This is a genomic window from Prevotella bivia DSM 20514 (genome assembly GCF_000262545.1).
Lineage (GTDB): Bacteria > Bacteroidota > Bacteroidia > Bacteroidales > Bacteroidaceae > Prevotella > Prevotella bivia.
The window spans coordinates 693,247-706,174 of the sequence record NZ_JH660660.1; the positions used below are offsets into that span (position 1 = coordinate 693,247).

9 protein-coding genes and 1 tRNA gene are annotated in these 12,928 nt (G+C 38.2%); 7 read left to right on the top strand and 3 right to left on the bottom strand.

Annotation, left to right across the window (positions count from 1 at the left end):
• Positions 1–107 precede the first annotated feature (107 nt).
• The 3 genes from secDF to PREBIDRAFT_RS05285 form a co-directional block, all read right to left on the bottom strand.
• Complete coding sequence (gene secDF / locus PREBIDRAFT_RS05275; protein ID WP_004339415.1) at positions 108–3,134, bottom strand: protein translocase subunit SecDF; 3,027 nt, start codon at positions 3,132–3,134, stop codon at positions 108–110.
• A 103-nt stretch (positions 3,135–3,237) separates the two neighbouring features.
• Entirely contained in the window at positions 3,238–4,392 is a 1,155-nt protein-coding gene (locus PREBIDRAFT_RS05280; protein WP_004338194.1) for an endonuclease/exonuclease/phosphatase family protein, read from the bottom strand.
• The gene (locus PREBIDRAFT_RS05285; protein ID WP_004338196.1) at positions 4,373–5,329 is read right to left on the bottom strand and encodes a rhomboid family intramembrane serine protease; all 957 of its coding nucleotides are present in this window, start codon (positions 5,327–5,329) and stop codon (positions 4,373–4,375) included. The genes PREBIDRAFT_RS05280 and PREBIDRAFT_RS05285 overlap by 20 nt, the downstream gene beginning before the upstream one ends.
• 242 nt (positions 5,330–5,571) lie before the next feature.
• Between PREBIDRAFT_RS05285 and PREBIDRAFT_RS05290 the strand changes: the two genes are divergently transcribed.
• The 7 genes from PREBIDRAFT_RS05290 (at position 5,572) to PREBIDRAFT_RS05320 (ending at position 12,889) form a co-directional block, all read left to right on the top strand.
• Positions 5,572–5,847 carry an HU family DNA-binding protein gene (locus PREBIDRAFT_RS05290; RefSeq protein WP_004338199.1) on the top strand — a complete coding sequence of 92 codons (276 nt, stop codon included), beginning with the start codon at positions 5,572–5,574 and terminating at the stop codon, positions 5,845–5,847.
• Between the two features lie 314 nt (positions 5,848–6,161).
• On the top strand, positions 6,162–6,710 hold the full coding sequence (locus PREBIDRAFT_RS05295) for a glutathione peroxidase (protein ID WP_004338200.1): 549 nt from the start codon (positions 6,162–6,164) through the stop codon (positions 6,708–6,710).
• 185 nt (positions 6,711–6,895) lie between these two features.
• Positions 6,896–6,966, top strand: a tRNA-Gln gene (locus tag PREBIDRAFT_RS05300).
• A gap of 69 nt (positions 6,967–7,035) precedes the next feature.
• The gene (locus PREBIDRAFT_RS05305; RefSeq protein ID WP_004338202.1) at positions 7,036–8,001 is read left to right on the top strand and encodes a cation diffusion facilitator family transporter; all 966 of its coding nucleotides are present in this window, start codon (positions 7,036–7,038) and stop codon (positions 7,999–8,001) included.
• Positions 8,002–8,213: 212 nt separating this feature from the next.
• A complete protein-coding gene (locus PREBIDRAFT_RS05310; protein WP_004338204.1) occupies positions 8,214–8,948 on the top strand; it encodes a winged helix-turn-helix domain-containing protein in 735 nt (244 codons plus the stop codon).
• A 106-nt stretch (positions 8,949–9,054) separates the two neighbouring features.
• Positions 9,055–11,118, top strand: a complete 2,064-nt coding sequence (locus PREBIDRAFT_RS05315) for a porin family protein (RefSeq protein ID WP_004338205.1) — start codon at positions 9,055–9,057, stop codon at positions 11,116–11,118.
• A 421-nt stretch (positions 11,119–11,539) separates the two neighbouring features.
• Positions 11,540–12,889, top strand: coding sequence for an ATP-binding protein (locus PREBIDRAFT_RS05320; protein WP_004338207.1), 1,350 nt, complete (start codon positions 11,540–11,542; stop codon positions 12,887–12,889).
• Positions 12,890–12,928 lie beyond the last annotated feature (39 nt).

Here is a 12,928-nt window from a genome sequence, read left to right on the forward strand (position 1 = left end):
ATGCTACTATGTAAAAAATACAAAAAGTGGACTTGCTACTAATGTAACAAGCCCACTTTATTATTTTACCTAATAATGTTATTCTCTTAATGAGGATAACAAGTGCTTTATACTTTTGCAGCCAATTCTGCCTTTGCTTCCTCCGCCTCAATCTTATGTCCCATTACAATGTAGGCAATAGGAGATGCGATGAAAATAGAAGAAAGTGTACCGATAATAATACCGATGATCATTGCAAATGAGAAGCTACGTGTACTATCACCACCAAGAATAAAGATAGCAAACAATACGATCAAGGTACTAAACGAAGTATTGATGGTACGCGACAAAGTTTCATTAATTGACTCATTGAAAAGTCTTTGCAATCCATACTTAGCTAATGTAGACTTATGCTTACCCATATTCTCACGGATACGGTCGAACACTACCACTGTATCATTGATATCATAACCAATTACTGTTAAGATAGCACCGATGAAAGTTTGGTCGATTTCAAGCGAGAAGCCTATCCAGCCATGACACAACGAGAATATTCCCACTACGATTGTAGTATCAAGAATCAAACCAACGATAGAACCTACAGAGAAACCAATGTTGCGGAAACGTAGTAAGATGTACAAGAAGATGAATACAATCGCTAAACCTACACTAATAAAAGCATTTGTTGTAATGTTCTTAGCGATAGAAGGACCTACCTTAGCACTCTGAATAATAGAGCCACCTTCGCGAATATCAGGGTTTTTAAACTTAGCAACGCTTTCTTGAGAAACGTAGTTATGCTTCTTCAATGTTGCATAAAGGATATTCTCTGCCTGATCATCATCGTCCTTAGAAGAGTCGACATTCCAGTTGGTAGATACACGAATGGTCTTGCCATCAGTACCAATAGCGATAACGGTAGTTGTTGCAGCCTTGCCCTTATTAGCACCTTCGGTATTAACGAAAGCACCATCAAAGATCTTACGAATATCTTCTACAGGAGCAGGCTTAGACAATGTAATAACATAGTTACGGCCACCAGTGAACTCAATGCTACGACTTAGACCACGAACAGCGAAACTTACAATACAAATCACTATTGCGATACCCCAAATAGTAAACGACTTCTTGTGCATTTGCATAAAACGCATACTGGTATTCTGCAACAAATTCTTGCTAATACCTGTTGTAAATGAAAGGTGAAGCCACTTATCATTATTAACACGGCTCTCAAATACTAAACGAGTCAAGAATACTGCTGTGAAGAAAGAGATAATCAAGCCAATGATCAAAGTGGTGGCAAAGCCGCGAATAGGACCTGTACCTGTAACAAGAAGGATCACACCCGTGATCAATGAGGTCAGGTTAGAGTCGAAGATCGCAGAGAACGCATTCTTATAACCTTCATGAAGGGCTTGCTTCATTCCCTTTCCAAGACGAAGTTCTTCCTTAATACGCTCATAAATAAGCACGTTAGCATCTACCGCCGTACCTAAAGTAAGCACGATACCAGCAATACCTGGCATGGTGAGTGCCGACTGGAAGGATGCCATAATACCAAGTGTGAAGAATAAGTTAGCGATCAATGCCGAGTTAGCCATCATACCTGGGATAAAGCCATACATAGCTATCATGTAGAACATGAGCAATACAAAGGCAATAGCAAATGATATAAGCCCCTGCTGGATAGACTGTGCACCAAGTGTAGGACCTACTACTTCTTCCTGAACAATCTTAGCAGGAGCAGGCATACGACCAGACTTTAAGGTGTTAGCCAAGTCTTTTGTATCAGCAACAGTAAATGAACCTGAAATAGACGACTGACCACCATCGATCTCGGTATTGATACGTGGAGCTGTATAAACTACACCGTCCAATACTACAGCAATAGCTTTACCAACATTAGCCTTTGTCAACGCAGCCCATTCGCGTGCACCTTCTGAGTTCATACTCATGCTAACTTCAGGCTTACCAAACTGGTCGAACTGGTCTTTAGCATCTGTAATAACATCGCCTTCCAAAGGAGCACGACCATCGGAAGTTGTAACTTTCAGTGCATGTAACTCGAAGGTATTCTTTACTTGGATGTTATCAGCAGGCTTAGCACTCCATAATAGACGTAAGTCGGTTGGTAATACTTGCTTAGCAAGCTGGCTATGGATGAGCTTGTTAATAGCTGCTGTATCACGAACATTTGCATAACCTACGACACTAAGCGCATCGCCAGGAATGAGTTGTAGGCGTGATAGCAATGGGTGTTGCTTCTTCAAAGCCTCTGCACCAGCAGCTTCTTTGCTAGCACCAGCAGCCTTACCAAAGGCTTTCTTAGCTGCGGTAAGTGCTATTTTGTTAGTAGATGCAGTAGTAGCTTTTACAGAATCTGTAGCAGTAGTATCAGGCTTTGTGTCGCCATTAGCTAGGCGTTGGTCGAGCTGCTGCAAGTATGGAGCAACCTCTTGGTTATTATAAGTTTCCCAAAACTCTAGGTTAGCCGAACCTTGCAATAGCTTACGCATACGCTCAGGCTCACGGATACCGGGCATTTCTACCATCAATCTGCCTTCTTGCCCCTCTAATTTTTGGATGTTTGGCTGAACAACACCATACTGGTCAATACGATTACGAACCACATTATATGAGTTGTCAATAGCAGCAGTTACCTCTGCACGCAAAGCTTTCTCAACTTCGCTATCTGTACTCTGTGTACTTACCTTTCCCTTTAGCTGTTGAGTAGCAAAGATTTCAGCAAGTTTGTGTCCAGGAGCATTCTTCTGATAAGCCTTAATAAATAGCGAAATAAAGTTGCCCTGACCAGCTAATTCTTGTTCTTTAGCTTCATTAAGCGACTTAACATAAGCAGGATCTGTCTTGTGATCGGCTAGCATGTCAACAACATCAGGTACTGAAATTTCTAGTACTACGTTCATACCACCCTTCAAGTCAAGACCTAAGCCTATCTGAGTTTCAAGGCATTTTTGGTAAGAATAAATACCCAAATACTTCACAGAATCTTTGTAATCCTGCTGTGCAATAGGGTCTTTAATCTTTGCAGCCTGCCCATCATAATAGCTTGTAGCTACCGAAAAAGACAGGTAAAAGATACTTGCTAGTGTCAATAAGACAGCTACGCAAATGACTAATCCTTTGTTTTGCATTTTATTTATTTGATTTAATTATTATTTGCTATATATTATAAGGTATGCAAAGATAATGAATTTTTCACATTATGAGAAATTAATTATGCACAAATCGTTTCTATTAAGGTTTTGGACGATATTTCAGCCAACAAGAAATGGGATAATGATCGGAATTATTTATTGATTTATCCACCTTTGCTCCGTATGGTTCAAACTCGCTAGAAGCAAAAATATGGTCGATACGAAAATACATTTTACTTTTGTTATAACTAAACCCAAGTCCATTCCCACTCGAAGCATAACTATCAGTTAGCAAACCATTTATAACATCATGACTATAACTAATGGGGGTATCATTGAAGTCGCCACACAAGATCACTGGAGTTCCTTTGTCTAAATACTTCTTCACGTATGCAGCAACAGCATCTACCTGTGGGGCACGCCGCATCATAGTTTTACCTAATTTATCAATCAATGATACCGATTTCCCTTTTGCTTTTTTCACTGCAACCTTACCATCAACCATCTCCGTAAAACTAGTTTTCTCCTCTTCAGTTAGTCCGTAACTTTCAAAATGGTTGTTAACAAGTAAGGTTTTTGTGCCATTTACATCTAGCATATAGGCTACACTCATGTTTGAATGGGACGAATATGGGATGGAATCACGCGACAAAATAGGGAATTTACTAAGCAAAACCATGTTATCATCACCAGAATTACGCTTCACCATACGATCAATATACTTGTAATGTTTGCGTAAAGTATGCATTATATTTGGCTTTTTCGCCGTTTCTATCTTAGCTTCCTGCAAGCACACAATATCGGCTTTACTTCGGATAATATAATCGGCAATTGGATTTAGCTTACCTTCAACATCGTCCCACGTATCAAATAGATACACATTATACGACAAAATCTTAATCGCACCATGTGGTTTCTCCTTTGAAAGGTTGAAAGGACAATAGTTTCTGATAGGTCCGTAGCTAATGATAAGACCTAAGATGGGCAACCAAAGCATACGTTTTCGTATGAATACCCACAACACTATAAAGGCGATATTAGCGATTAAAACAAAGGGAAAACCTAAGCCTAAGGTTGCGATAATGGGATGATCAACAGGGTTGATCCGCCCACTATACCCCACAATTAGTAACGCTATGACTGCTACAACATTTAAAACAACCAACGTTCTAAATGTTAGTTTCCTTAATGTTTTTAGCACAACGATGCCCCTCTTTCTTCGTTTATTTTTGCGATTAGTGCTTACTACTATCAAAAAGTCGTTGCTTTTCGGCTGGTGTTAAACTATCATAGCCATTCTTTCGCACCTTATCAAGAATACGATCTATCTCTTCTTGTTCTTGCTTTTTACGAGCGTTGTAATCCCAATCGGTTTCCTTAGGTTGAGCATCTTGTGGCTGATTAAAGTTCCAATTATTGGTAAATCCTGTATTATTGTGCTGAGATGTTCTCCCTTTTCGTTGCTCCCAATTGTGCTTCATTTTATCAAAGAAGTCGCTACCGCTATTCATTCCAAAGTTATTATATCCTCCATAAGGGTGTTTCTTCCAATATTTTATAAGGATAAAGCCAAAGAGCATACCACCTAAATGCGCCAAATGCGCCACACCATCGTTACTTGTTCCAAAGGCAGAGAACAACTCCATAGCCACCGATCCTACTATAATCCATTTGGCTTTAATAGGAACAGGAATAGGAATAATAAACATGCGTTCCTCTGGAAATAACATTCCGAAAGCTAAGAGTACTGCATAAATAGCTCCCGAAGCACCTACTGTAGTCCATAAGTTAAGATAAGCATCCATCGGTACTGCCTGTCCATACATTGAACCCGTATTATATGCGGCTAATCCCTCTATACTATAGCTAACAAACTGTGCTAACTCTTGGCAAAAACCTGCTCCTATTCCACACACAATGTAATAAAAAAGGAATTTCTTTGCTCCCCACACACGTTCTACTACCATACCAAACATCCAAAGCATAAACATATTCATAAGAATATGCATAAAGCCCGCATGCATAAACATATAAGTAACAAACTGCCATATATGGAAGTCAGACGCAAGAATAAAATGTAAACCAAAGGTTTTTGTCAGATCAATACCCGCTCTTTCAAAGACATAAGTGGCAATAAAAGCTATGATATTAATAAAAAGCAAATTCTTGGTTACTGTAGGAATATTACGCATCAGTATCTTTTTAAAATTCTATCTATAAGTTTTTCTAAATCAGAGTATATCATTTTTATACGCCACAAAAATACAAAAAAAACACGTCTTAAAGTACTATATATAGGGAATATGCCCTAATTTTCAGAATTTTCTACACTTTTCTTTAGAATTTATTTGCTTTTTAAAATGATTACCTTATATTTGCAGCAACAAGCAATTCTTATATCATACATTAATCATAAATTATAACTGAAAGAATTATGAACAAATCAGAATTAATCGACCAAATCGCAGCAAGTAGCGATTTGAGCAAGGCAGATTCAAAGAAAGCACTAGATGCAACTATCAAGGCTATTAAAGAAGCTCTAGCAAAGGGTGATAAAATTCAACTAGTTGGCTTTGGTACATTTGCAGTAAACGAGCGCCCTGCACGCGAAGGCATTAATCCTTCTACAAAGGAAAAGATCCAAATCGCTGCTAAGAAGGTTGCTAAGTTTAAGGCTGGTGCTGAACTAACAGAGGCTATTAACAAGTAATTTGTTAAGAATTCGGATAAAAATCAAGGCAACCTCATTGGGTTGCCTTTTTTGTTTCCAGTATAATTTAACGATAAATCTTCCTAAGCTATCTTACATTTTCCTATTTCAATAATAACCACCCTTAGAATAGTTTATAAAGAATAGCATCGCTGCCGACATTAAGTTAATACTCTTTAAAATAACTCTTAATTCAAAGAAGAGTGTACAAAGATAGTTAAACTCATACATAAATCGTTTGCGATAATAGAACTATTACGTATCTTTGCATAAAGCAAAAACGATCATTTTATAACATTATAAATAAAAGAAATATGGCAACAGTTTACGATTTCAATCTTCGCGACAAAAAGAACAACGAAGTAAGTCTTTCTGAATATAAAGGCAAGGTTCTTCTCATCATCAATACAGCAACAGAATGTGGCTTCACTCCACAATACGAAGAACTAGAAGCAATGTACAAACGCCTAAAGGGTCAGGGTCTTGAAATCCTAGATATTCCTTGTAATCAGTTCGGTGGTCAAGCCCCAGGTACTGACGAAGAGATTAAAGAGTTCTGCTCTTTGAAGTTCGGTACAGACTTCCCACAATTCAAGAAGTCTGAGGTTAATGGTGAAAACGAATTACCTCTTTACACTTTCTTGAAAGCTCAGAAAGGTTTTGTTGATTTCGATATGGATCATAAGATTGCTCCTATTTTGGTTGAAATCTATGACAAGCAGGATCCAGAATGGCGCAAGAAGAGCGACATTAAGTGGAACTTCACTAAGTTTTTAGTAGATCGCGAGGGTAACGTAGTTGAGCGTTTTGAGCCAACTCACGACATCGCTGATGTAGAAAGCAAGGTAAAAAACTTGTTGTAAGGATAACATTTTATAAGGTCTCATCTAGCCCAAGGTGAGACCTTACACCATTATAAAAGTCCTGCCATTTCTCGTTTCTTTCCCATTTAAGTACGCTTGACAGGGCTTTTTTCGTATATTCACACCAATTTATTAACAAAATATTTTGTGAAATACTAAAAATATAGTATCTTTGCACCCGCAATTGTCCTATGGTGTAATGGTAGCACTACAGTTTTTGGTTCTGTCAGTGGTGGTTCGAATCCGCCTGGGACAACTTAAAAAAGCGCGATGTTAAACACATCGCGCTTTTTTTATTAAGTAAAGACAAACAAAAACAAGAAAAATGGAGAATAAGAAATCGCATGGTATGATAAGTGTCATTGCAGCACTAGGAGCTAATATTCTTGTAACCATATCCAAATTTGTGGGCTATCTTGTCTCAGGCTCAACAGCTATGATGAATGAAACCATTCACAGTATTGTAGACTGCGGTAACCAGATATTGTTATTAGTGGGCGACAAACAAGCTAAAAAGGGAGTCAGTAAAAACCATCCCTTTGGACAAGCACGCGCCAAATATTTTTATAGCATTGTTGTTGCTATGATGTTATTTTTTGCTGGTGGTGCGCTCGGCGTTATGGAAGCTACCCAAAAGCTATTTCATCCCGAACACAGTGTCGAAAATATATGGCTCGTGATGAGTATTTTACTCTTCGGAATGGTAGTAGAAAGTTTTAGCCTGCGCATTGCTTTCAAAGAAATTAAAGAGCTGAACACCGAAAAATTACCACTATTCAAGTTCTTAAAAGAGAGCCGACATAGCGAAATCCTCATTATATTTGCCGAAGATACCTGTGCTGTGGTGGGCTTAATCATTGCAATGGCAGGTACCATCCTTACCCATATAACAGGCAATGCCATGTTTGATGCTGCATCAGGTTTGCTCATCGGACTCATGCTTTGTATGGCTGCACTCTTCCTTGCACGCGAATTTTATAGCTTATTGATAGGCGAAAGTATGACCCAAAAGGATCTTACTGTCTTGCATTGCGCCTTTGAACGTAGCGAGATCAACAAGCTTATCAATGTTAAAACAATCCACCTCTCACCCACCGACATTCTCGTTACAGCGAAAATAGAGTTTACTTCTGCCGCACAAGACCACGCCTCTACCATCATCAATGACATTGAGAACAATATCCGACATAGCTTCCCGAAATATAAACTCTATATTTACATAGAAACCGATACCTTCGAGAATAACTATAAGGAGAAGCACACCTTAGATTATGGAACTAGCAAAGCATAGCCCCATTGATAAATGAGCTAAAGAAACGAAAGGAATAACAATCGAAAAACAGTTATACAAAAGCCTCTTTACACTATAAACCAACGAGAAAATCTTAAAACCCATATCCCAATTATCAGAGGGATGTGGGCTTTTTTCTACGCTAACCACGCAACAAAATCACAATAAATGAGTATCTTTGCCCAACAGATAACTATTTAAAGCAATAGCTTATGAAATCTTATCACGCACTCATTGTCTTTCTACTACTAGCGTTATCAGCATCCATAACAAGTGTTCATAGTTACAAAGTGGCTAAAAACATCATCATTACGGATATGAACCAAGCGTTAGAGCAGACCCTCGCCCACAAAACAGTGGCATGGATTACGCCCGATACCATCCAAAACTATAAGCAAAACTTAAAGATAGAGGCTCTGAAAAACGAGTCGTTTATTACTTATGCGCAAACAGCTACACCACAAACACTATGCAGTAAACCGATGATATGGAAAGAACAAACCGCCAAACCGATAGCTTTCCAATCGTATGCCACCTGCTCTTTCGCCACCATTTGGAAACTTTCTGATCAACGATCATCGGCTTTTTTCTGTTTGCTCCTTATGCTGTGGACAACAGCCTATGCCTTTTGGCACAGAAAGCAAAAAAACACCCAACCCATTATCGGCACACTTGTCTATGCTAAAGACAAACAATGCTTCATAGGAATACACCATGAAACAATCCGTTTCACACCAATGCAAACCGAATTGATGCAACTTTTCCTTTCTACACCCGACCTCAAGCTATCTAAACAAACTATATGCGACCATTTGTGGCATAAAAAGCCCGATGCTAGCGACACGCTTTACACACTTGTTCGCCGACTCCGTCTTACCCTTCAAGAGCATGCAAAATGTACCATTTCATCGGATAATAAAGGGTATTACGAACTAAAACAGCTCTAACATACATAGGCTGATAATGGAATGTCAGACCATTGTCAGCCTCTTTTTTTGCCCTTTCATTTCTGACAATCTATCTTTGCTACACAAAACCATAAACATTGCAAAGATGAAAAATATTTTATTCCTAATCACTTATCTCGTAATGACTATTCATGCCACTGCCCAAGAAACAAAAAAGCAGGTGGCTGATAGCACAAAAACCGTCGTTCTTAACGAAGTAACTGTAGCCGCAACTAAAACCATTGATAAACCAGACGGCACACTTTACATTCCTTCTATAGCACAAACGGAGGCTTCCAAAAATGGATATGGCTTGCTTGCCAAACTTCATCTACCACAGATACGCATCGACGAAGCCTTACATACCATCACCGCACTCAACCATAAGGGCTATATTCAGATACGTATCAATGGTATTATCTCATCGGAAGCAGAACTACTAAGTATGAATCCTAAACTTGTAAAGAGTGTCCATTTTATAGACAATCCCGGTGTACGCTATGGAGAAGATGTAGGCTATGTGATAGACATTAAGACCATAAAGACTGCTATGGGTGGAAGTGTGGGTATTCATCTGTCCAATTCGCTCACAGCAATTAATGGTAAGAACGCTGTGTATGCTAAGACAAACTATAAAAACTCTGAATTTAGCCTTAACTATACTTTCGACTACCGCCACTTTAAGCATATCAAAGAGAACGAAATAGCTTCTTTCCTTTTCAATGATAATACTATCCACACTATCGAACACCATACAACGGAGGACAGGACGAAGTTTGCTAACAATAGTATCGAGCTAAAATACAACCTTGCCGACTCGGCTTCGTACGTTTTTCAAGCCACACTTTCTGCCGATTTCCAGCATCGTCCAAACAATTATCAGCGGTATGACATCGTGGAAGATGGGAGTTTTATCAATGGTTTTAGCAACATTACAACCAAGAGTTTATCGCCGAGCTTAGATCTATATTTCTTCCATAAACTCAGCAAGCAGCAGAGTATCACTGCTAATGTGGTGGGAACAAAGATACAAACTAATAGTAGGAACGAACTAAACGAGGGTGAACCCTACCTATATAATGTGAAAGGTAACACCTATTCGCTTTTCTCTGAACTCATATACGAAAACCAACTAAAGCCCTTTACACTATCTGTTGGGCTGAATAATAGTCTCAAGTATTTCAACAACGAATATACGCACGATGTACTTTCCATAAACAAAATGCACCATACACGCACCTATTTCTTTACTGAAATAAAAAAACAATGGGATAAGTGGGGATATTCTTTGGGTATGGGGTTAGCCAATGTGTATTACACGCAGGGTGCGTCGACTTATAATTATTGGCTGCCCCGCCCTAAGCTTTCGCTAAATTATCACTTCAATAAGCAATGGTCGGTGCGCTATAGTTTTGAAATGTCCGATCACGTTTCCCAAATAGCGATGATCAGCGATACCAAAGTGAGAACAAGCAAAATGGAATGGAACGTAGGAAATCCTAATATTCGCCCATCACACCGTATAGAACAGTTTCTTACTTTGTCGTATAACAGCCCTCGCATGATGAACAACCTCGTACTAAATGCCCGCCTCAATCATCGTCCTAACATGGGTAAATATGTACGCACAGCCGATAATCAATTCTTATATATACAAGATAACCAGCATTATATCCATATGTTTTATGCAAACAACAATACTACCTTACGCTTCATTCCTGATGTGTTGGAAGCGAGTATTGGTGTAGGTGTATATCGTTTTATAAACAAAGGCGATGACTATACCCACAATCTCACGGCTTTTAACGGACAAATTGGTATAGATGCTTACCTCGGGAAATGGACAATTTCTGCCTATGTAGACAATGGTTGGTCGTTTATAGAGGGCGAAAGAAAGGCTGACAATCTCTTGGCTGCATATATAGGAGCTAGCTATCAAGTAGGAAATTGTATGTTTTCACTCTATATCCAAAATCCATTTATGCACAACCCTACGCTTTCACAATACCATTTGCTCAACCAATATGTGAAGAAAGATCATAGCATTAGTGGCAAGGAGTTTGGTAATCTCATCAACTTTAGCTTTTCGTGGAATATGGATTTTGGACGAAAAGGTAAGGAAACTCGCCAAAGACAAACGCATAAAGACACAGATACAGGCATTATGTAACGGCTCAACTCTTGTGAATGGCATAATAATAGATAACCTTTAAAGAGCTAATATACAATCTTTTAAAGAGTAAAACATAACCTTTAACGCATTTAAAGGTTATGTTTTTACTTGAAAAATAATTTATTTTTAAGGCTAAAATAAATTAAAAACGAATCAAAAATAAATTATTTTTCCTCGTAAAAGATAGCCTTTTTACAGATAAAAGGCTACTAACTACTATTTAAAACATAAGCTCTGACCACTTAAAGTATGCCTTTGCATCTTAGCAAGTATCTACTGACAAAAGCTATATTTTGCCAAACATTTGGTGGAAAACGGCAAAATGCGAAAATAAATTTGGTGGAAAATGGCAAATAGGCTAAAAAAATTTGGTGGGAATAGCTGTTTTGCGTATCTTAGTGGCATAAAAGTAAGAAGTATGGAAGATAAAAACTCATTCATTTTTCGTAGAAAAGCATATAGCAAAATGCTAAAATGGAAACAACAAAGGCAAGGAGACTCGGCTTTGCTTATTCAAGGGGCACGCCGTATAGGAAAATCGACGCTCGCAGAAGAGTTTGCTAAGAAGGAGTATCGTTCCTATATATTAATCGATTTTGCTTTTGCACCACAAGAGGTACACGATCTCTTTAAAGATTTATCCAACCTTAATTACATCTTTCTACAGTTACAACTCATTTATGGAACGCAACTATACGAACGTGAATCGGTCATCATCTTTGACGAAGTACAAAAACAACCACTAGCTAGACAAGCCATAAAAATTTTAGTAAAGGATCATAGATACGACTATATAGAAACAGGGTCGCTTATTTCAGTACGATCATCGAGCGAGAAAATTCTTATTCCGAGTGAAGAAACTAAAATAGAGATGTATCCGCTTGACTATGAAGAATTTCAATGGGCGATGGGTAATACAGCAACAATACCATTGCTACAACAAGCGTTTGAGAAAAGAATAGCACTAGGAGATGCTACCCACAGACGAATGATGAGAGATTTTCGATTGTATATGTTGGTGGGAGGTATGCCACAAGCCATCCTTGAATATATTAAAACAAATAATCTAGCTGCCGTTGATATTGTTAAAAGAGATATTCTCTCTTTGTACTTAGAAGATCTGAACAAAATAGACAATACAGGGCGAGCATCTAGACTTTTTCGGTATATTCCTGCCCAACTTAGCAATAACACTTCTCGTTATCAAGTGGGTAATGTGATTAAAGGAGAGAAACCTAATCGCATTGTTGACATCATTAGACAGATGGCTGACTCAATGACTACCAATATAGCATATCACTCAAATGATCCTAATGTAGGCTTAGCACTAACATTGGACATTGAAAGATACAAGATGTATGTATGCGACACGGGGTTATTCGTAACGTTAGCTTTTATGGATAAAGACTTCACTGAAAATAGTATTTACACCAAATTGCTTAGCGACAAGTTGAGTACTAATCTAGGATATGTATACGAAAATGTCATAGCACAAATGCTTAAAGCTAACGGAAAAGAATTGTACTATCATACCATTCCTTATCATGAAGGCAAAAAGTTTTATGAGGTCGACTTTGTTTTAGCCGATCAATTCAAGATTTCACCCATAGAAGTGAAATCGTCTGGATATAAAACTCATGCCTCCCTAGATGCCTTTTGTAATAAGTATTCTGATCGTATCCAAAATAGATATCTTATATATACGAAAGACCTACAAAAAGAACAACAATTATTATTTGTCCCTATATACATGACAATGTTTTTATAAAGTAAGATACAATAGCAAAAGGGGATAGGCTCATACGAA